Source organism: Streptomyces sp. NPDC030798, from assembly GCF_055572275.1.
On the sequence record NZ_JBVIDR010000002.1, the window covers coordinates 743,276 to 763,331 of the forward strand.

Consider the following 20,056-nt stretch of genomic DNA (forward strand, 5'->3'; position numbering starts at 1 on the left):
CCAGAACTGATGAACGCCTGGCTGGCTGAGCTCAACGAAGGACTGGATCCAACCCGCCTGACCATCGGCAGCGCGAAGTACGCATACCTGCGTTGCCGGGGTTGCGGATTGCCGTACCGAGTCCAGATTCGGCACTTCATGGCTGGGCACACCTGCCAGACGTGCGGCATCGCCCGGCAAGTCCTTTCCTCGCGTCGTCCTGCCGCGGGACGGTCGATTGCCGAGCTGAGGCCGGACCTGGCTGCGGAATGGGACAGTGAGCGCAACGAGGTTTCAGCAGCCCAGGTCGCCGCCCGGTCCAATACGCCGGCTCGCTGGTGGCGCTGCCCTACGGATGACCGGCATCGCTATGACATGCCGCCGAGCGAACGCTGGCGCGGCAGCGGATGCCCGTACTGTTCGGGACGCAGGATCGGGTATGGCAATGACCTGAGCACTGTTTACCCGGAGTTGGCAGCAGAATGGGTCGCTGCCCCTGGTCGGCCAGGTCTCACACCCTCAGATGTCACCCCCTTCTCCGCGACGCTGGTTTCCTGGCGCTGCTTCCATGACAATCGTCATCATTGGACGGAAAAGGTCTCGCAGCGGACACTCCGCCCGTCTTGTCCATTCTGTAGTGGCTCGCGAATTGATGGCACGAACAACCTCGCGGTGCGGCACCCAGATCTAGCGGCGGAGTGGCACGCAGAACTCAACGGCTCGCTGCGCCCGGAAGATATCGGCCCTGGCTCCCGCCGCAAGGCGCATTGGAAGTGCGGCACGTGCGGTCACGTGTGGGCGGCCGTCATAGGGGAGCGCACCGGAAGCGGCCGTCGCGCAGGGACGGGATGTCCCCTGTGCTCCCTGGGCCAGCGCGGTCAAACCCGCCGTCGACCGACTGCGGGACAGTCACTCGCCGACCTCGCTCCCCATATTGCACGGGAATGGCACCCCACCCGCAATGCGCCTCTCACACCCGCGGATGTCCGGCCCGGTACTCCGCGGCCGAAGCGCTGGTGGCGGTGTGATGCCGGACACGAATGGCTTGCCACGGTCGCCTCCCGAGTGGCCAATGGGCGTGGCTGTGGGTTCTGTTCGGGCCAACGAGCAACGCCAGAGCACAATCTCGCCATTGTCGATCCTGACATAGCGGCCACCTGGCACCCTGTACTCAATGATGGACTGCGCCCTACCGACATCCTGCCTGCGTCTAGGCGCACAGTGCACTGGCTGTGCCGCAACGGCCATACGTGGAAGCAGCAGGTCATCAATCGAGTGAAGTCCAGGCAATGCGGTGAGTGCGCCGGTCGGCGGGTAACACCTACCAACAACCTCGCCGCCAAGCACCCCGATCTCGCGGTTGAATGGGACAGGGCAGCCAACTGGCCCCTACTGCCTCACCAGGTGCTGCCGGGCAGCAACTCGACCGTGACCTGGCGCTGTTCGCGCGGTCATACCTGGCAGGCCATGGTCGTCAACCGCACCCGACTGGGGTCGGGATGCCGCCGCTGCCAGATGTCGGCCACATCAGTGCTCGAAATCGGTCTCTATGCAGAACTTGCATACGTGCTATCACGTTGTGGCTTCGCCACACAGCACGACGTCCGCTTGACCGACCCGCGCATCCCCAGCCGCTACCGATCAGTCGACATGCTGTTCGTGGATGACAGCGGAGGCATAGCCGTCGAATTCGACGGGGCCTACTGGCATGTTGCCGAACGCAACCGCACTGACAGGGGCAAGACTGAGGCGCTGCTGAACGCCGATTACGGGGTGCTGCGTGTCCGGGAAGCACCGTTGGAGTGTGTTGGACACGAGGAACTCTCTGTCCCCAAGAACCAGCATCCTCACCTGACTGCCGCCGCGGTACTGAAGCGGATGCTGGCGTTCGATTGGCTACGCTCGATCGATGTCAAGATCGTCGAGGGCTACGTCAGCGCCAAGCAGGCCATGGCCGAGCACCACGCCAGACAAATGATCCATGAGCGGGGTGGCTACGACCTCGCGGCATCAGCCGCCACACTCCGCGCCAAAGACAGGCAGTGTCAGGCCGTGACACCGCAGACGAGTGGCGGCACCTCCGTGCGCTGATGCCGCCCACGTTGCGGAGAAGGTTGGTGTCTTGGCGGCCTTCGGCTTTGTGAGACCTTCTCGTATCGATATTCCGCGCTCCCGGCCAAAGCATCATCATTGGTCCATGCGCGCTCATAGCCCCGTTCAGTTGCTCACTGTCCACGTTCGGTCTGTTCTTGGCGATGGCCCGTTCCATCTGCCACGAGGTTGGACGCACATGGGGGCGGTCATCTGCGACGCCAGTTTCCACGCTCGACGGAAGTACGAATCAACCATCCGACCGCGACTTGTCCAGTTGCAATCGGCATGGCCTGACGCCGCCACAGTCCGCGGCTTCCAGGCACGGCTCGCCGCGGAAGACCTTGCCGCCGCCATGAACTTCAATGCGCCTGGCAGGGTGGCTACGGCCCACGCCATCACCGAGTTGCTGGTCGCAAGAGGTGTCGATACCCGAGACGACCTCCATTCGTGGCTCAACCACCAGCAGAATCGTGCCGCCCTGCGCGCTGTGAGAGGGATCGGGCCGAAGAGCGTCGACTACATCGGCAACCTAGTCGGGCGATCGCAGGTCGCAGTGGACGTACACCTGCGTGCCTTTGCTGTGGATGCCGGTATCACGGACCTACGCTACGAGGCACTGCGAGCCACGTATGAAGAGACAGCCGCGATCCTCGGGCACGAGGCTGGCGGACTGGAGCACGCGGTATGGCGGTTCAAGTCACAGGCCGGCAAGTAGGGCCTGGGGAAACACGCCTGGCGTCACGGATTTCGGCGTCACTGGGCTCCCGAGTACTCAGCTGGCCGACTTCCACCCCCGGCGTGATCACATCAGTCACAGCGAGATCATCCCGTCCGTGACCAGCAGCTACGGGATACCGGTCAGCTCCCACCTCCTGAGCGGTGGGGCGTGCGGGCGTAGGGCAGGGCGAAAACGCGACAGAGGACGTCGTCCACCTTGCAACGAACCGGACGAGAAGCCCGGCAGAGCCCTGCTCTGCCGGGCAACAGGCTCACGACGGGGGACCCTGGGTGGCCTGGTCGATCCATTCCTGGGGAATGAGCTTCTCGCCGTGGCGCCAGTTGTGGACCACGGAGTCCTGGAACCAGTCCTCGGCAAGGTTGGCGTGGTCGCAGATGATCACCTGCAGGTCGGGAGCGAGCTCGTGCACCACGTCGTAGATGAGGCGGAACAGCCGGCTTACGGCCTCGCGGTCGGTATCGCTGCGAGGTTCCCCGGAGCGTTGGTCGACCTCGGAGCGGTACCAGGCCTGTGTGGGTTGGTCGAGCATCAGGATCCGGGGAACAGGCCTGTGCTGGCGGACGAAGTAGCGGTGCAGCGCCAGGTGGGCGACGAGGTGGTACCCGACCCAGTTCTCGCCGCTTCCGATACGGAAGAGCGGAGCCGGCCCTTGTTCGGTGTCAGCAACGACGGTCAGGCGGCTTAGGTCCAGGCGCACGCTGCTTCCGCCATGTTCGAGCTGGAGCCGGTTCGCCCACGCAGTCATGTCCTGGCTGACTGCCATCAGCCGGGAGGTGACCTGCTCGCGCTCCTCCGCAGGATCGAGTTCGTCCTCCAAAGCGCTGACTCGCCCCTGCGTGAACTCCAGCAGCTCCCGCAGCCGCTGGAGCTCCGCGTCCGAGGCCGCAGGCAGGGACGCAAGGGTGGCGTGGATGCGCCCTCTCATGAAATTCCGTGCTGCGTCTTGTGGCAGCTGGTCGGCGGTGGAAGTCGCTGCGGTGAGCTGGCGCAGGGCGGCCTCGACGGTGCGTAGCTGGCCGCGAAGGTCATCGGCTCGCTCGTCCAGAGCCGTCAGCGCGGTGCGGCGGGCCGGGCGGGCCGCCTCGATGCCGTTCAGCTGGTCGCTCAGTCGGCGCAGGTGCTGGTCCAGGTCGGCGACCGATGGGTCGGGATCAGCCATGGTGCTGCCGCACAACGCGCAGGTTGTGAGAGGGCTGCTGCTGTCAGGGGTGAGGCCCAGCAGGTGCAGACTGGCCAGCCTGGCAGTCTGGGTGCGCACAGCGCCCTCGAAGCCGACCTCAGTCGATTCCTGCTGTAGCAGGATCTCCCGCTCGGCTGCGACACCGCGCAACTGGTTGCGCAGATCGTCGCGCGTCTGCAGCAACTGCTCTCTGCGTGTGGCGCTTTCCCCGTCGCCCGTGGGGGCAGGCCCGGAATCCGCGTGAGTGATTGCCGCTTGCAGTTCGGCGACGGCAGCGGCACGCTCCGGTTCTTCGAGAGTTGCCACCATGCCGAGTGCGTACGCCTCCTGCCACAGTGCTGACAGGGTGGCTCCGGCAAGCTGGGCGGCCTCCTGAGCTCTGCGGTAGGCAGCCTCAGCAGTTTTCAGGTCACGTTTGGCTGCGGAGAGTTGAGCGCGTCGCAGGGCCTGGTCGCGGGGAACAGCGCCAAGGAAGTAGGGGATCGTGTCCTTCAGGGTCTGGGCCATGCCCTGCTCACCCTGCCGGTGGAAAAGGAAGTTCGGGTCGGCGATCTCGCTCTGCCGTTGCAGGCAGAGCAACGTGGCATGACCGAGATGAGCTTCGACACTCTGGCGGGCGGACCCGGGTGGAGGTTCGTGGAGGTTCTCCTCGATACCGATCCTGCGCCCAAGCTGCTCGCGGACCGCGTTGGAGTCCACGTCGGCTTCCAGCTCCTCGAACCCGAGCGCCTCCAGGTCAGTGCCGAACCGCAGCATGGCACGCTGCGTCGAACTCCTACCCGGTAGCGGGGCCGGGCGGGCGACGAATGCCCGGCCACCGCCCAGGTCGAGCAGCGCTGCGTACCAGGCGACGGTCTGGGTGATCGGCCCGATGGGCATCTGGAGACTGTCGCGTCCGAGGCAGTACTCCAGGATGTCCAGCAGGGCGCTCTTGCCGGTCTTGGACTCGCCGGTGACGACGTTCATCGCCCCTGGCTCGAACTCCAGGATCCGCCGGTCACCGGTGTTGCTGTAGAGGATGATCGCGAGCAGCTGCACCGGATCAGGGTGCCACGCCCAGCAGCGCAAGCACAGTTGCGGGACTGTCGGTCTTCGCCAGCCACCGGCCCACGAGGTTGGCCTTACGCAGGATCTCGTTGAGCTGAGGCGCAGGGCGCACTCCGCGCGGCCGCTTGCGGGGGACGGCGGACAGGCGGTCCCGGTCAAGGGTGAGCACGTCGTGTGCCAGACCGAAGCGAATGCCTGCCCGGACCGGTTCCACGAGACTGACCGCACGCTGTGGGAGCCCTGCGCGCAGCACCGGGTTTCGTGACACCCAGGTGGCCAGGTGCGTGGCTGTCGATGCTGGGAGGGCTTCGCGGGTGCCTCGGTGCAGCACGAGCGGGGCGGCGACGAATGACAGCACCACAGGAACGCCTTGACTGGTCTCCTTGGCGTGTCCCTCGGCGGTAGTCGCCAGCAGCCCGGCGATCAATGCCGGATTGAGCATCGCCGCGACGACGGAGGGTTGCTCACTCCACCCGGTCATCCGCGCTTCCCTCTGATCGTTCGCATGCACCACTCAGGCGTGCACGTGCAGCAGCTGCTTGATGCGTTCCTCAAACTCAGGATGCCATCCGACCTTGCCGGCGTCAGCTAGTGCATGGCGGTGGCCGCGGGCGAAGAATGGGTCGTTGTAGCGGGAGCGGACGGTGATGCCCGTCTGCCCCAGCAAGGTGCGTAGCAGACTCCGGCCTGCTGCCTGCCTGGCCTTCTCGTCCGCGTCCTCAGCGAGTCCCTCCGTCATCCACTCGAACTCACGCTCCCACTCGTCGATCAACTCCGCCTCGAAGCGTTCGAGTTCTGCGATGCCGATGAGGTCCTCGTCCACCCACTGGGCTGCCTGGGTGTATGCCCGGTAGTAGTCGACGATCGCCTTCTGCAGGTTGCGAGGCGGGTAAGCGACCCACTCCATTTGCTGCACAAATGGACGGGTACGGTGCTGCTCCTTGATCTCGTCCTCGTTCACGTCCAGCAGGTGCACGAGAGTGGGCAGATTTTCGCTGGTGAACTGATCCCGGATCTCCGCGATAGCGGCCTGGGCCGATCCCACGTCCAGGCTAGTCAGGCGGCCCTGCAGCAGAGCCAGTGCTTGGCCATCCCACCACTTCCACACCATGGCCATGAACAGTTCCTCGTGACCGGTGGGCAGCGTCCACTGCAGGGCAGTCCGGGCCGCGGCATGCACTTCTTCGGCGTGCGGAGAGCCGTCGGCCACGCGAATGCGGTGCACGAATGTGCGCCGCACCGAAGGAGCAAGCGCGAGGAACTGGCGACGCGTCTCACGCGTTTCGCCCGATCCCTCCTCGGCGGCGACTGCCTCCAGAATTTTCAGAGCGGCCGGCTCGTCCCGGTCTTGGGTGCGAAGGAGGGCCATTGCACTTCCCGGTGCCGCAGTCTGCGTGGTCACCAGAACCAGAGACGGGCCGCTGGCATCACCTGGCGAAGACTCATCCATCCACACCTGGATGGTCTTCCATACGTCCATTGCCCGGTCAGTCAGTCGCCGGGTCCTCCCCTTGTGGTGTTTGACCTGCAGCAACTCGGTGGGTGTCCCAGACACGTCCCAGGCGATGTCGTCGTACATCTCCAGCGTGAGGGAGGAGTCCGGACGCTCGGGTCCAGAGCGCAACAGTTCCACCAGCGCCCACCAGGTCTGATGCTGGTAACCAACCGCGCTATGGGCGGCGTCGTGTGATCCCTGGGACATGTCCCCGAGTGTCCACCAGCGTAAAGCACCAAGTCCAGACGACAAACTGGACATCAGTGGAATGTTCGATCTATTCGAAAATAGAGGTGCTCGACGTGCCACTCGGCTCCAAGGGACAGGCGGCCCCACCGAGAGGTCCAGCCGATCCCTCGTCTCACAGACGCCACCGGAAGCATCTGCGTCGTGAGCGAGCGTGTGCCGACCCACCGAGGGTGCAGCGAACTCCACCTTGACTACTGGGTCGCGATTTGTGCGGCGTCGTCCACATCCCGCTGTCGAATGTGTTCCAGGTGCTTGGCGAACACGTCGGGAGCGTGCGGGTTCATGCGCATTAAGGCCACCATGCCAGTCACGATGACGTCGCAGACCTCCGCCTCAACTTCATCCCAGGTGTGGGAGAAACCCTTGCGAGGATTCTGCCCCATCGCTCCGATCACTGCCTCGGCGACCTCGCCGGCCTCCTCCTGGATCTTGAGCAACTGCAGGAGGACCCGCTGTTCGCGGGGGAGCGTGGAATGCTCCTCCAGTTGGGTGGCAAGGCGGGCGATCGTGGTCCAGGCGTCATTCATGTGCAGCTCCATTGTGCGTCGGTCATCGGTGCGGTGAAGGGACGGGTCAGCGGTCCTGGGCGAGAGCCACGAGTTCCGCGAAGAGGCCGCCCGCGTTGACGAGGTCGTCGTAGTGGCCCTGTTCGGTGATCCGGCCGTGCTGCATGACCACGATCCGGTCGGCGAGGCGGGTGTTCTCCAGCTGGTGGGTGACGACGATGGTCATCCGCTCGGCGGCGATCCGCTTGATCTCCAGGAAGATCTGGTGTTCGCCGCGGGGGTCCATCTGGGAGGTCGGCTCGTCCAGGATGAGCAGGGGAGTGCGCCGGTAGAGGGCGCGGGCGCAGGCCAGGCGCTGCCACTGGCCGCCGGACAGCTCGGCGCCGCCGAACAGCTCGCGTGCGAGGAGGGTGTCGAGCTGGTGGGGCAGTTTCTCGATGGCCTCGCGCATGCCGACGGCGTCGACGGCGGCCCACACCGGGGCGTCGTCGAAGGTCCGGGGCTGGCCGAGGGTGATGTTCTCCCGGGCGCGCAGGGGCCAGCAGGCGAAGTTCTGCGGGACGAGCGCGGTGCGCTTCCAAACTGCCTCGGGGTCGGCGTCGGCGAGGTCGGTGCCGTCCCACAGGACGCGGCCCTTGTCGGCGAGCAGGATGCCGGTGATGAGTTTGGTGAGGGTGGACTTGCCGGAGCCGTTCTCGCCGACGATGGCCAGGATCTCGCCGCGGCGCAGGGTGAGGGAGACGCCGGCCACGGCGGGTTCGTCCTTGCCGGAGTACTGGTAGGCGATCTCGTCGAGGCGGATCTCGTCCACCTGCGCCGGGATGGTCAGGTGGCCGCGCTGGGGGGCTTGTTCGGCCGCGGTGTCGAGGAAGGACCGCATGTCGGCGAGGTAGAGAGAGGTGTGGAAGAGAGCGGCGCCGTGGATGACGACCTGGGACAGGGAGGCGAGCGCGGTCTGGACACCCACCACGGCGATGGCGGCGACCGGCAGGCCGACCCGGCTGGTGGAGGCGAGCCAGGCGAGGGCCGCCCAGGTGAGCAGGAGGAACAGGCCGCCGACGGCGGAGGTCGCCAGGGTGATGCGGAGCATGCGCGGTGCCGCGGTCAGGGTGCGCTGGTCGATGCGTTCGGACAAGGCGCGGTACCAGTAGGTGAGGTAGCCGGTCATGCCGTTGGCGCGGACCTCGTCGCCGTACCGGGGATAGGTGGCCCACCAGCGCATCATGCCGCGGACGTTGCGGTCGCCGACGTTGGCGTAGTGGGTCTCATAGTCGATGCGGGCGGACAGCACGGCTCCGGCACCGGCGGGGAGCACGGCCAGGAGCAGCAGCGGGAGCAGCATCCAGTGCAGTGCAGTGATCACGCCGGCCGCGGCGATCATGCGGATGAGCGCGGACATGAACCTCTGGGCGTCCTTGACCATCATGGTGGTGCGGGTGACGCCGACCTCGGCGGCTTCCTGTCGGTCGGCGAAGCCGTCCGTGCCGTAGGCGGCGGCTTCGACGCGGCAGACCGCGGAGACCAGGGCGACATCGGCCTCGGTGACCAAGCGGGGCGTGATCCGACCGTCGGCGTAAGAAGCGAGGGCGCTGCTGATCCGGCCGATGGCCGCCGCAGCTGCGACCACCGTGAGGGCAGGGAGGGCACCGTGCAGGCGTTCCGTCACCGTGCCGACGCCGAGCAGGTGGGTCATGGCCTTCGCGGTGAAGCCCAGGACAACGGCGGCCGCAGTTCCCGTGAGGATCTGACAGGCGAGGAGAAGGACAACTCCGCGCCGGTCGACGGCCCACGCCATCCGTGTGGTGTCGCCGAGGACTGAGGGAAGCCGGGCGCACATCCTGCGGAAGTCGGCTTCTTCCAGCGGGTTCTTCCCGAACTTCCCCTCGTAGACGATGGTGGCCGGAGGCGGGGGAGGAGGCGTTGGGGAGCTTTCGGCAGAGGCGGCGGTCGGGGGCACCTGCATCTCTCCTTGGGGTTGGCGCCGTGCCTGGATGGTCCGGCGGTGCCTGGCTCAACGAGGTGGAGAGCGAATCGAACACGCTCGATTCCGGTCGCTGGCGCGGCCCAGAAACAGGGGGCGCCGCACGTACGGTGGCGGTGCTGTAAGGCTTGCCGCGGGACTGAGACTGGCCGAAACGCCGACGCTTGCTGCAGGAGTGGCTGGTGGGTTTTGCAGAGGCGGGAGGTGGCTGTCCGAGTGTTTGGTCAGCCCCATTCCGCCGCGGTGACGTAGAGGGGCAGCCACGTACCTGCCGCCCCTGCACTGCAGTGGTGACGATGTGGCCGAACCGGAAGCCGCTCCCCGACGGTCTGGACCAGGAGTGGCCGTCGGCGCCTCGGTTCAGCGTCGCAGGTAGCGACCAGGCGAGAGTGAAGGTCGCAGCCATGACGCGGCAGCGGACGCATCCGTTGCGCCAACTGCCGCGCCCGGTGGAGAGGGAGAATCAGTACGCGATGACCAAGCGGCCGGATGGCTTGTGGATGACGTGTCCGCTGGCCATCTTCTCGTCGGGAGTCCCCGCCGGGTAGGCGATGATCGACGGGGGCAGGGTGCGGTCGTCGTCCCAGGCGCGCAGCTGCACACCCAGTCGCTCGGCCAGTTCCCGGCCGGCCGGCCCGTACCCGGCGGCGCCCAGCCGATACCGCTTGCTGCCCTGAACGTCCACCGGTTCGAGAACCAGGTACGCCAGGGAGTCGCCTTCGACCAGGGCAGGGCTCAGAGCGGGGATGGCCGGGCGATGGAGGCCAGCGGCGCTGGCGAAAACCTCGGGGCGGACGGTGATGCGGCAGGTCGCCGGATCCACTGCGCTGAGGCGGAGCCAGATCCCGTCGAGGGGTTCGTCCGGTGCGACGGCTACGTTGGTCCACAGGAGGTGTTCCTTCGCCTCGGCCAGGCTTTTGCGCAGGCTGAGCGCGTGGATGGGCTGGTCGGCATCCCAGTACAGCTTGACCAGGTGGTCCTCGTCGACGTAGCCCTCACGTTCGCCGTCCTGGCCGATCATCGGCAGGAAGCCGCAGGTGGCCAGAGACTCCGAGCGCAGGCAGTCGGCTTCGCGGACGAAGGCGATGCTGCGGGTCAGGCCGCGCCAGCGCAGCGGAAGCACCAGGCGGCCACCGACGGCCAACTGATCCCACCAAGATGCGGGCAGGTCCCATACACCGACGGTGGCGATCAGCCGGTCGAACGGCGCATATTCGGGGGCCCCCAGGGCGCCGTCGCGCGTGAGGACCCGCACGTCGCTGAAGCCGGTCGCGTCGAGCCGCTGCCGCGCGTGGGCAGCGACGTCCTCGTGGTAGTCCAGCGTGGTGACGGTCCCGGTCGGGCCGGTGAGGTGTCGCATGAGCGCGGCGTTGTACCCGGTACCCGCGCCGGCCTCCAGGATGTTGTTGCCCGGCTGGATGCCCAGCTGGGCGAGCATGAAGAACACCACGTCGGGCTGTGAGGCGCAGCTGAGGGGCAGGGCGTCGGGGTCCGGGTTGTCCTTGATCGTTACGGCCTGGTTGGCGTAGGCCAGTTCCAGAGATGCCTGGGGAATGAAGTCGTGCCGGGGGACCGTGCGCATCGCGTCCTCGACCCGGGCGTCGTAGAGGCCCGGGAGGCTGGCCTTCACGATCCGGTCGACCAGGCGGTTGCGTAGTTCCTGCGGAGTGCTGTGCTCAGTCATACATGTCCTTCCGGGAGCGCCCGGCTCGTCCTGGGCGGAGTGCGGGCAGAGCCTAGCTACGTCGTGGTGGTGGGAAATGGTGGTGAAACGGGTCAGCCGCTCAACAACAGGCAGAGATCCCAACTCGTCTCGGGCGTGGCGCACTTGGAGTCGTCGAGGCGGACCAGGTCCAGTCCCGCGGTGCCCTCCATGAGTGTGGAGCGGGCCGGTGGCCCTTGCTCTTCGAGGTGCGTCGTGAGCCCGGCCCAGAGCCTTGGGAGCAGGTCGGAGAGCTGTCCGTCCTTCTCGTCCTCGGCAGCACGTCGGGCCGCCTGTATGAGCCCCGACCACCCGTGGCACAAGGAAGCATCGGTCAGCAGGGCGAGCTGCTGCGGGTCCAGCAAACATCCGGCGAGTGCCTGCTCGGCATGCTCCTGGAGCGCAGCGTCACCGAGCGCGCGTCCGGCGAGCTGCAACGCACGGGCGATCCCCGGAGTGCCGTAGCACCACGACGGTCGCTTCGGGCCCATGCTCGCGGTACTGCCGCGTCGCTGCTCCTGCAAGTCGATCCACTCCGGCCAGTGGGCGGAGCGCCCGTCGCCGGTCCTCCAGTCGTCCAGCCACTGGCAGATGCGAGTCATGGCGCGTTCCTGGCCGGGCACGGTGTAACCGCGCAACGAGGAGGTGGCGAGAAGCGCCAGGGGCCCGGTGATGCCGTGGGCGAGACCGAAGTTGCCGTGCCCGTCGGCCGGCCACGCGGTCCCGGCTTCGCTGATGCTCCACCAGCCAGGCAGCGTTTGCCCGCCGCCGATGATGGGCTCGCACAGCTGAACGAGGTAGGACAGGATGCCCTGCAGCTCACCGATGTTGCCCCGGCGCAGGTGGTAGACGCCGAAGCCAGCCAGTCCGCTGATCAGGTCGAACTCGGCCGTCTTCGCGGGCTGCCCGCTCTCCAGCCGGGCGCGGGCGGCTTCCAGCCGCGAGGTCGTCATGCGCCGTACATGGCCGTCGAGGGCAGACAGGAGCCGCTCGGTGGAGGGGGTGTCCGTGAAGGTGAGGACGTAGGCGACTGCTGGGGCGCCCTCGTACAGGCCGAATCCCTCGGTGCCCGCCATGATCGGCATACGGAACATGGACTCGGCGCATGCTCGCATCGCTTCCGTATCGCCCACGCCCACAAGCTCTTTAATCGCTTGTAAAAGGGTGATGCCGGCGGCTCCCGAGTAGAGGGACTGTGGCCAGCCGGGCGCTGCCTGGGCCGTAGGGTTCACCGGTGTGCCTCCGACCATGCGAGGCACGCGATGGCAGTCTGGCGGGCGATGCGGCGGCATGTCTTCTCGTCGTCGCGGTTGACGCCCCGCATCCGGTTGTGGTGCATGTGCAGCAGTGACTCCAACACCGCATCAACGTCCATACCGTCGTCCAGAAGCTCGCGGTAGCGGGCGAGGGCCTCACCTCGGCGGTGCCACGCGTCGGCGAGGGCTGCTGACCAGCCGCGTGCGGCTGGGTTTCCGGCTCGGACGAGATCGATGGCCTGGTCGGTCGCATCGCGTCCAGCGGCGGCTGCTACCGAGCGTGTGGCCAGCCAGCGCAGGCCCTCGTCAGCACCGAGCAGGCCGCAAGCGATGTCGACCATGCCCACGGCTGTGAGCGCGTGACCCTGGGCGCCCGGAGCTGTGGTGCCTGCGAGGGCCGTGGCTGCGACGTACGAATCGGCGACGAACACGGCTTCGGCGCGCGCGAGGGTGCGACCGCTGCCATAACGGCCGATTTCGGGAGTGTAGGTGGTGAACGCCAGGTCACTGATCATGCCGCAGTTGTGCAGTATCGCCGCCCAAGTTCCGATGGCCTCGGTGTAGGCGCTGCGCTGGCCGGCGCTCGCGGCGCGAACGCGGAGGCGGATGTGGTCCGCGCCGTGTGGCGTCCGATATCGGATGAACCACCAGTCAGGGTGATTCTGCAGACGCGGGGCGAAGGTGGCCACGCCCTGGGCGATCAGCTCGTCATGGAGATCGGGGTGGGCGTAGAGCTGCACGTTCACCCAGGGCGCGGCGGGTGCGGCGGGGAGGGGGCCGAGCGTGCGGTTGCGCAGCACGGGCAGGCGACCGGTGAGGGGATTGGGCGAGGGTGACCGGGTGCTGGTCATCGGCACGGCCACCTCGTGGACACGGCCGCCGATCCAGCCGAATCCGTCCTCCGGCGGTGCCTCGGTGAGCACGGCCTGCCCGTTACGGTTCAGGTGCTCCCGCAGGATTGCGGCATGTGCGGGCACGTCGAGCATCAGTCGTAGGGCACGGTCGTCGTCGCGTAGCTCTACGGGCCCCTGGCACTGCCATATCTTCCGCCAGGAGGTGAGGGCGTCCATCCACTGGCCGCTGTCCTCCTTGGCAGGGGGAAGGCTGTCGGCGGACAGGTACCAGCGGGCTGGCGACAGGATGGTCTTGTCGTAGCGCACGCGCGGCAAGAACGGTAGCCGCTCGGCTTGCGGGCCCCAGTCGAACCCGGTCCAGGCGGGGCCGAAGGCCCGGGTCAGGTGGGCGAGGAAGCGGGCAAGGAGCGGCGGCTGCTTCTCCAGCGCCATCGCGTGGAAGACCTGCGGGTCGATGACCTGACGACGCGAACGGCTGACGAGGTACAGGCGGTTGGCAGTGGCGGTGACGGCGATGTCGTCGACGTCGATGACCTCGACCTTCTCACCGGCGGGTCGATGCTCTCCCAGAGAGATCACATGGGGAAGGTAGGCAGGGATACGCGCGACGTTCTCGATGTGGGCGTACAGGCCCGGGAAGGAGAGCTGGGCAGTGAGTGCGCCTTCAATGCTGGGCGGGACCTGGCGGTACACCCCTTCGAGGCCGGAGCCGGTGGCGACCGGGGTGAACCGGGAGGTGAGCGTCCCTGCGCTTCTTGCCGGTGTGACCGTGACCGTGAAGTGGCCATCTTGCAGGGCCTGCAGGTCGCGGGCGTGGATGCGGGCGCACATCTCGACGGACCGGGGTGCTGCTTCGCGCGCTGCAGGCGCCCCCGCGATCTGGTCGACCAGCTCGTCGGTGAGTACGATCTCGCGGCTGCCGGCAGTAGCTGCCTCCCATGCCACGGCGAGCAGGCGCCCGTCCCGCTCGGACACCATCAGCCTCGCGGTGAGTCTCCGGCTGCCCGGGTACTCGGCCGGGTAGCCGAGCCCGGCCACCGGGTCGATGACGTCCTTGACCGGCACGAGGGTACCGCTGCCGTAACGCTCCCAGAACGCTGCGTGATAATCCCGCCACACGCCTTGTCCCGCCGGCTGTCGGGTGAGTCGCAGCAGCACGTCGGCAGCACGTTCCATCTGCCGTACGACGCTGCGGGGGATCCGCACGTCGGCGTCCAGGACCAGATCGACGGCGATCGGACTGCGTGCCGCCGCGGATACGTTGCGGCAGTCCCTCACGGCTGCCTCGCGCAGGATGTCCTGGTCGCGGGCGGGGGCCGTGTTGTGCTCCCGGAAGGCTTCTTGCACGGCCAGGAGATCAACGAGGATGCCAGCAGCGGAGGGCACACTGTCCGCGTCGATCGCGTTGAGCTCGCCGACGAGGTGGCCCAGCGGATCCGTCTCGGTCATTGGGGCCCGCAGGTTCGTCAGGAGGAACTTCTGCCCCATGAGGGAGGCGATCAGCGCACGCGCACGAACGGGATCGGCTTCCGGAAACGCCCTGTCGAGCTCGGCGAGCAACGCGGTGACGCGAACAGGGCGAGTGGTGTGCTTCTCGATGAGTCGCACGACGCGGCTGCGCCGGACAGAGGCGCCCCTCGGGCCGCCGTGTTGGACATGCAGTCGGTCACCGCGGGGCATGGCCAGCGAGTTCAGGACGACGCTCAGGCGGTCCAGGAGTTCCGGGATGGACTCCAGGCGGGTACAGACGTCGTCCAGCCATTCGGTGTCTGCCCGGATGACGGCGCGGTGAGCGTCGCCCCACCGCACGTGCGGCTCCCTGTCGATCCCGGCGGCCGCCACCCCAGCGAAGAGACCGAAGGGCGTCGGGCGCCCGGTGGCGCGCAGAACGTAGGAGACGGTAGCGAGGTAGGCACGCCGAATCTGCCTCGGGTGTACGGGGCGTCCGCTGCAAATGTCGTTCAGCCGCGCGGCCAGATCACCGCTCGCTTGCCGGATCGCGTCGGCGAACACCCGTTGACGGCAGACGTCTCGCAGCCAATCGCTCACCGCGTCTGTGTCGTGCGGGTCCGGCCATGACGAGGGGAGCGCCGTCAGCGGTGCTGCGGCGGCGCGCAGCAGCGCTGCCCCCGTGTGCTGGTAGACCCTGGTGTGCTTGCCCATCGGTGCCTCCGCCGTTGTGTTCGGAAGGGTGTGGGGCCGGGGGAGCCCCCCGGCCCCACGTCAGCGGCCGTACGTCACACGGCGCTGGTGCACGATGACGCGCAGGTGGACTTGCAGCCGTCGCCGGTGCCGCAGGCCTGCGGCAGTTGCTCGGCGTCGATCTCGGTGACGACCTCCACCTGGACGTCGAAGGGGTCCTCCTCCGCCGGAGCCGTGGTGGTCTCCGTGATCGGCTTGGTCAGAACAGCAGCAGAAGCCATGCCTTCATCCCTTCTGGATGATCGTTTATGCCGGCCGGATGGCCGGCCTGGAACCCCTCCCCGGCCGACCTGGGCCCGTGGGGGAACGAGTCGGATCGATGGCCGAGGAGGGGGGCTTGATGCCCGCCGCGCGGGCTACCGCGGGCCGCCGAGATACAGAGCCGTGAGCAGGCTCCCGGTCGTCACCGCGGGCAGAAAGAGGATCTGGAACGTGCCGAAGCCGCACCGGCGGGCGTACCAGCGGGGGTGACGCAGCACATACCAGAGGCGGGCCAGCGTGGTCAGTGAGGCAGCCGCCAGTTTCTCCGGGTTCACGCTGCCCCCTGCGTGAGTAAGCCGTTCGCCTCCGGCGTGTCGATGACGGACGAGGTCAGCAGATAGGCGCCGGTGCGCCGCTGCCAGGCGGCCAGGTGCTCGACCTTTCCCCGGCTCAGCATCACCATCAGCGGCGTGATGATGCCCATGGCCTTGCCCTCTTCCACTGCGGTCAGGGCGTTGTGCCATCCCGGGCATCCGTCACGGTCACCCAAGGGGTCCGCCTGGTCAACGAACTCGGCGACGACCAAGCAGTGTGCTTCCTTCGCGTGGCGACGGGCTGCGTCGACAGCCCCGTCTGCCAGGGCACCGAGCGACGCGGGGACGCAGGCGTACAACACAAGGGCCGTGCCTGCAGGCACCGCCGGCTGTCCGGCCTGTATCGCTCTGCTGGTCATTCGGTGCTACCTCCGCCCGGCGTGGGCTGTCGTGTGGTTGAGAATGGGGTTGCGGCAGACTGCCGTCGGCATGATCACGGGGTGGCCTTCGGCTCACCAGGGCTCAGCAGGGTGAGCCAGACGTCCTTGCCGCCGCTGGGAGTGCGGGACACGCCGAACTGGTCAGCGATGACGCTGACGAGTTGGAGACCGCGGCCGTCCTCGTCCTCATCGCCGGCGCATCGACGCTGCGGCAGCGATGGGTCTTCGTCGTGCACGCAGAGCGCCACTCCATCGGGGGTGCGGGTGACGGTGATGAGAGCGCTGCGGCGCCCATCGCGGTCCGGCCGAGTGTGGTTCAGGACGTTGGTCAGCAGCTCGGAGACGACGAGAGCCCCCGTGTCGACCAACTTCTCCATGCCCCACAGGCGCAAGTGCGCGCTCACTATGACCCGTGCGATCCGCACCGACAGCGGCGTCACGTCGTAGTCCATCTCCAGCATGCCCGCGGTAGCGCGCGTCGCTCCGCGCACGCCGGTTGCAGCGGTGGGGTGAGCAAGGAGACTGGCCATTCCAGATCCACTTCGTTCTGGCGAACCTCACGCGAGAGGCCCGACTGCGGTGTGTACTGGTGCGTGATCGGTCAGCAACCATTGAGTCAGGCCGAAGCCCAAACGTGCAGATGCGGAAACGGAAAGCTCGACTTTCCGTTTCAGGACCCAGGGGACCCTCGTCATGCCACGACCCGAAAAGCAGCTGACTCCCGACGCCTCGCCGCGAGACTGGTTCGGGCACGAGGTGCGGTACTGGAGGAAGATGCGTGGCCACTCGGCGTCCTCGTTAGGCCCGTTGGTGCAGGCCAGCCCCTCCCTCATCGAGAAGGTGGAGAAGGGCCAGGCCTCCTGCCGCCGCGACCTGGCGGAGCGTTTGGACGAGGTGTTGGGGACCGGCGGCGTGCTCACCCGCGCCTGGGGGATGGTGTACGGCGAAGCGGAAAAGCGCCGTCGTGAAACGGAAAAGAATGCCGGCCCTGCGATGGAGGGCACCGTTCAGGTACACCAAGGGCGCATCCTGGGCAGAGAGACTTCGTCGCCGCTGGGGAGCACTGAGCCTGTGGACCGTCGCGCCTTCCTGGCCAACAGCAGTCTGGCCGCCATCGCATCGATAGACCTTGCCGCGCTCGTCGCCCCCACCACCCCGCACGAGCCACCCACCAGGATTCGCCCCAAGGACATCACGGCAGTCCTGAACGTGGCGGAAGACATCTACCGGCGGGACAACGCTCATGGCGGCGGAGGGATCGTCGGCGTTCTCGCCAGCCGAGCCATGGAGTGGGCAGTCCGTCTGCTCACCGTCCCTTGCCCCGAACAGCTCCGTGCCCCTCTCTACACCGCTGTCGCACGCCTGGGCGTTGTGGTCGGCGCATCCCACTTCGACGCCTACGCACACGACGACGCCCGCATCGCCTTCAAGATCGCCGCAGACTGTGCCGAGGAGGCCAACGACTGGCACTTGCGTGCCAAGGTCTTCTCCTTCCTCGCACGGCAGGCCATCTGGATCGGCGACCCAGACACAGGCCTGACCTACGCGGAGAAGGGGCTCGTCCGGGCCGACCGGCTCACACCAACCATCCAGGCCATGCTGCACACCGCACGTGCTCGCGCGTTCGGAAAGATGGGCGACATCGGCGGTGCGATGTCTGCCGTCGGGGCCGCCGACGATGCCTTTGCGAGGTCCAATCCGCAGGATGATCCGCCCTGGATGGCGTACTACAACGGAGCCCAGCACCACGGGGACACCGCACACGCGCTCTACGACCTGGTCCTGTTGAAGGACCAGGACCCCGGACAGGCCAGCCGGCGTTTCGAGATCGCCATCGAAGGCCACGACGACGCATACGCCCGCTCGCGCGCAATCTCCGGTACGAAGCTGGCGAGCCTTCTGATGGCCAAAGGCGATCCGCAACAGGCCACGGCCATTGGCCACCAGGCCCTCACGGACGCCGGCCACCTGACTTCCCGGCGAGCTGCAGACGACCTGAAGGAGCTCAACCGGTTCGCCGCCCGGCACCGTCGCATCCCCGAAGTGGCGTACCTTCGCGAACGAATCGGCGCTACGTTGCAGGCATGACGATCTCGGCCCATGCCTCCTCCGCGGTCCTGGTCGCAGCCTGCTCGGCGGCCGGACTCGATCCATCTGCCGCCGAGCCGATTCGCATCGCCGAGAACGAGATATGGCGTCTGCCGGGTCAGCGCGCCATCGTACGCATCGCGCGTCCCGGTCAGTCGGCGGCAGCCGTCCGAGAGGTGAACGTCGCTCAGTGGCTGGCCAACAATCACGTACCAGCAGTTCGCGCGCTGCCGGTCGACCAGCCGGTCGAGGTGAGCGGGCGCCCGGTGACGTTCTGGGAGGAACTACCAGCGCACACAAACGGCACCGTCCGCGACGTGGTACAGCTCCTCAAAAGACTTCATCCGCTGCCGGTTCCCGACTTCCCACTGGGCGAGCTCGACCCGTTCGTCCGTGTGTCGGATAGGATCGACGCCGCGACGTCCCTGACCGAGGACGACCGGTCGTGGCTCCGGCAACGGCATCAGGAACTGCAACGCCAGTGGGTACAGCGTCCTTCCGGGCTGCCCGACTGTGTCGTGCATGGTGACGCGTGGGTGGGCAACGTCGCCCGGACGGCCCGCGGCCCAATCCTGTTGGACTTCGAGCGAGTGTCCGTGGGCCCACCGGAGTGGGACCTGGTCTCCACCGCGGTGAAGCTCACCACAACCGGTGCCGTGAGCGCCCCCGAGTACGCAGAGTTCTGCGACTTGTACGGCGTAGATGTGACGGAGTGGGAGGGGTACGAACTGCTCTCCGGGACACGCGAGTTGCGCATGGCGACCTACGCGGCCCAGCATGCCGCGACCCGACCAGAGTGGCAGGAGGAAGCGCAGTACCGCGTGGACTGCCTCCGTGGCCGTCATGGTTCCCGGCCTTGGAAGTGGAGGGGGATCATGTAGCCGCCCTGTCGGATGCCCTCAAATCCCCTGATCGATAACAATGCACGGTCGCCTTGGTGGTAGCGATCAGGTTGCCGACATACGACATCCACCACCTCCGTACTCCTGATCAACCGAAGGCAGCAACGTAAGGCCCTGAGCCGCGGCGCGTGAGGACCTGTGGATAACTCCACACCTCGCCAGTACTCTCAGAGCAGGTCGTCCCGTCGGGGGACGACGACATCACGTCCTCATCGGAGGGACAAACCATGCCGTTGAGCCGCCTTGCCCAACAATTCGCTGCTGAGATCGCCCAGCATGACTGGTCCGACGCCCCCTACCGGATCGACCGAGCTGGCCACAAGCGAGACGACGACACCCCTGCCAAGCGGTCGCAGGAAGTCCTCACGGCCGACGAGGCTCGTCGTGTCCGGATGAACGTCATGTGGGTCACCGCGCAGGTCCTCGGGTACAACGACCCGAACTTCGACGTCTACGAGTTCGCCGAGGCCTGTGGCATCAACACCCGAAACAGCCGGGGTGGCCGCAACGGTACGATCGACGCCGGTCTCCGCTCTTGGTTCGGGGAGTACATGCGCCCTGGTACCTGGAAGTTCGATCCGGTCACCGAGGTCATCACCACTGAGACCAGCGACGACTACCATGCCAGCGCCCAGTGTTCCCTGTTCCGCAACGGCTACAAGGGCGCACCTCTCCTGCGGTTTGCGCCCGACAAGGTGCCGGCGCAGTGGAAGCCGTGCCAGTGCATGTCCCTCAACAGGGACTGACATGATCAGGCCCCGCCGCTCTCTCCCGGCGGGGCCTTCTACGAGGAAGTCCGGGTGGGCCGACAGGTGGTCATCCTGTAT

Annotated in this window: 17 protein-coding genes; 5 read left to right on the top strand and 12 right to left on the bottom strand. The window is 67.1% G+C overall.

The genetic code is table 11. The annotated features are described in order from the left end of the window. Positions 1–9 precede the first annotated feature (9 nt). Positions 10–2,070 (top strand): zinc-ribbon domain-containing protein, encoded by a 2,061-nt coding sequence (locus tag ACZ404_RS07850; protein WP_468436983.1) that lies wholly within the window; start codon positions 10–12, stop codon positions 2,068–2,070. A gap of 199 nt (positions 2,071–2,269) precedes the next feature. Beyond that, a complete protein-coding gene (locus tag ACZ404_RS07855; RefSeq protein WP_468436985.1) occupies positions 2,270–2,788 on the top strand; it encodes a DNA glycosylase family protein in 519 nt (172 codons plus the stop codon). A 274-nt stretch (positions 2,789–3,062) separates the two neighbouring features. Here the strand turns inward: ACZ404_RS07855 and ACZ404_RS07860 are convergent, their stop codons facing one another. The 12 genes from ACZ404_RS07860 to ACZ404_RS07915 form a co-directional block, all read right to left on the bottom strand. Then, positions 3,063–5,030, bottom strand: coding sequence for a DUF3732 domain-containing protein (locus ACZ404_RS07860; RefSeq protein WP_468436987.1), 1,968 nt, complete (start codon positions 5,028–5,030; stop codon positions 3,063–3,065). A gap of 4 nt (positions 5,031–5,034) precedes the next feature. Then, positions 5,035–5,520, bottom strand: coding sequence for a three component ABC system middle component (locus tag ACZ404_RS07865; protein ID WP_385999590.1), 486 nt, complete (start codon positions 5,518–5,520; stop codon positions 5,035–5,037). Positions 5,521–5,553: 33 nt separating this feature from the next. Further along, positions 5,554–6,741: an ABC-three component system protein gene (locus ACZ404_RS07870; protein ID WP_468436989.1), complete on the bottom strand. Its 1,188-nt coding sequence runs from the start codon at positions 6,739–6,741 to the stop codon at positions 5,554–5,556. A gap of 233 nt (positions 6,742–6,974) precedes the next feature. Beyond that, the gene (locus tag ACZ404_RS07875) at positions 6,975–7,310 is read right to left on the bottom strand and encodes a MazG-like family protein (RefSeq protein ID WP_468436991.1); all 336 of its coding nucleotides are present in this window, start codon (positions 7,308–7,310) and stop codon (positions 6,975–6,977) included. A gap of 46 nt (positions 7,311–7,356) precedes the next feature. Next, positions 7,357–9,252 carry an ATP-binding cassette domain-containing protein gene (locus ACZ404_RS07880; protein ID WP_468436993.1) on the bottom strand — a complete coding sequence of 632 codons (1,896 nt, stop codon included), beginning with the start codon at positions 9,250–9,252 and terminating at the stop codon, positions 7,357–7,359. 481 nt (positions 9,253–9,733) lie between these two features. Next, positions 9,734–10,954, bottom strand: coding sequence for a methyltransferase, FxLD system (gene fxlM / locus ACZ404_RS07885; RefSeq protein ID WP_468436995.1), 1,221 nt, complete (start codon positions 10,952–10,954; stop codon positions 9,734–9,736). Between the two features lie 92 nt (positions 10,955–11,046). After that, positions 11,047–12,204 carry a lanthionine synthetase C family protein gene (locus ACZ404_RS07890; protein WP_468436997.1) on the bottom strand — a complete coding sequence of 386 codons (1,158 nt, stop codon included), beginning with the start codon at positions 12,202–12,204 and terminating at the stop codon, positions 11,047–11,049. Further along, positions 12,201–15,245, bottom strand: coding sequence for a lantibiotic dehydratase (locus tag ACZ404_RS07895; RefSeq protein WP_468436999.1), 3,045 nt, complete (start codon positions 15,243–15,245; stop codon positions 12,201–12,203). Before ACZ404_RS07895 ends, ACZ404_RS07890 begins: the two co-directional genes overlap by 4 nt. A gap of 74 nt (positions 15,246–15,319) precedes the next feature. Beyond that, on the bottom strand, positions 15,320–15,505 hold the full coding sequence (locus ACZ404_RS07900) for an FxLD family lanthipeptide (protein WP_468437001.1): 186 nt from the start codon (positions 15,503–15,505) through the stop codon (positions 15,320–15,322). Positions 15,506–15,640: 135 nt separating this feature from the next. After that, positions 15,641–15,820, bottom strand: a complete 180-nt coding sequence (locus tag ACZ404_RS07905; protein ID WP_385999577.1) for a hypothetical protein — start codon at positions 15,818–15,820, stop codon at positions 15,641–15,643. After that, complete coding sequence (locus ACZ404_RS07910; RefSeq protein ID WP_351443490.1) at positions 15,817–16,071, bottom strand: hypothetical protein; 255 nt, start codon at positions 16,069–16,071, stop codon at positions 15,817–15,819. The genes ACZ404_RS07905 and ACZ404_RS07910 overlap by 4 nt, the downstream gene beginning before the upstream one ends. Before the next feature lie 221 nt (positions 16,072–16,292). Then, positions 16,293–16,700: an ATP-binding protein gene (locus ACZ404_RS07915; protein WP_468139390.1), complete on the bottom strand. Its 408-nt coding sequence runs from the start codon at positions 16,698–16,700 to the stop codon at positions 16,293–16,295. A gap of 232 nt (positions 16,701–16,932) precedes the next feature. Between ACZ404_RS07915 and ACZ404_RS07920 the strand changes: the two genes are divergently transcribed. From ACZ404_RS07920 to ACZ404_RS07930, 3 genes are all read left to right on the top strand, one after another. After that, on the top strand, positions 16,933–18,327 hold the full coding sequence (locus tag ACZ404_RS07920; protein ID WP_468437004.1) for a helix-turn-helix domain-containing protein: 1,395 nt from the start codon (positions 16,933–16,935) through the stop codon (positions 18,325–18,327). Next, complete coding sequence (locus ACZ404_RS07925; protein ID WP_468437006.1) at positions 18,324–19,208, top strand: aminoglycoside phosphotransferase family protein; 885 nt, start codon at positions 18,324–18,326, stop codon at positions 19,206–19,208. Before ACZ404_RS07920 ends, ACZ404_RS07925 begins: the two co-directional genes overlap by 4 nt. Before the next feature lie 248 nt (positions 19,209–19,456). Continuing rightward, entirely contained in the window at positions 19,457–19,975 is a 519-nt protein-coding gene (locus ACZ404_RS07930; RefSeq protein ID WP_468437007.1) for a hypothetical protein, read from the top strand. Positions 19,976–20,056 lie beyond the last annotated feature (81 nt).

What these genes read in the sequence shown, in the direction of transcription:
- ACZ404_RS07920 (WP_468437004.1), top strand. Translation starts at nt 16,933, where the DNA reads ATGCCACGACCCGAAAAGCAGCTGACTCCCGACGCCTCGCCGCGAGAC.
- ACZ404_RS07865 (WP_385999590.1), bottom strand. Translation starts at nt 5,520, where the DNA reads ATGACCGGGTGGAGTGAGCAACCCTCCGTCGTCGCGGCGATGCTCAAT.
- ACZ404_RS07875 (WP_468436991.1), bottom strand. Translation starts at nt 7,310, where the DNA reads ATGAATGACGCCTGGACCACGATCGCCCGCCTTGCCACCCAACTGGAG.
- ACZ404_RS07925 (WP_468437006.1), top strand. Translation starts at nt 18,324, where the DNA reads ATGACGATCTCGGCCCATGCCTCCTCCGCGGTCCTGGTCGCAGCCTGC.
- ACZ404_RS07855 (WP_468436985.1), top strand. Translation starts at nt 2,270, where the DNA reads ATGGGGGCGGTCATCTGCGACGCCAGTTTCCACGCTCGACGGAAGTAC.
- fxlM (WP_468436995.1), bottom strand. Translation starts at nt 10,954, where the DNA reads ATGACTGAGCACAGCACTCCGCAGGAACTACGCAACCGCCTGGTCGAC.
- ACZ404_RS07900 (WP_468437001.1), bottom strand. Translation starts at nt 15,505, where the DNA reads ATGGCTTCTGCTGCTGTTCTGACCAAGCCGATCACGGAGACCACCACG.
- ACZ404_RS07870 (WP_468436989.1), bottom strand. Translation starts at nt 6,741, where the DNA reads ATGTCCCAGGGATCACACGACGCCGCCCATAGCGCGGTTGGTTACCAG.
- ACZ404_RS07895 (WP_468436999.1), bottom strand. Translation starts at nt 15,245, where the DNA reads ATGGGCAAGCACACCAGGGTCTACCAGCACACGGGGGCAGCGCTGCTG.
- ACZ404_RS07930 (WP_468437007.1), top strand. Translation starts at nt 19,457, where the DNA reads ATGCCGTTGAGCCGCCTTGCCCAACAATTCGCTGCTGAGATCGCCCAG.
- ACZ404_RS07915 (WP_468139390.1), bottom strand. Translation starts at nt 16,700, where the DNA reads ATGCTGGAGATGGACTACGACGTGACGCCGCTGTCGGTGCGGATCGCA.
- ACZ404_RS07850 (WP_468436983.1), top strand. Translation starts at nt 10, where the DNA reads ATGAACGCCTGGCTGGCTGAGCTCAACGAAGGACTGGATCCAACCCGC.
- ACZ404_RS07880 (WP_468436993.1), bottom strand. Translation starts at nt 9,252, where the DNA reads ATGCAGGTGCCCCCGACCGCCGCCTCTGCCGAAAGCTCCCCAACGCCT.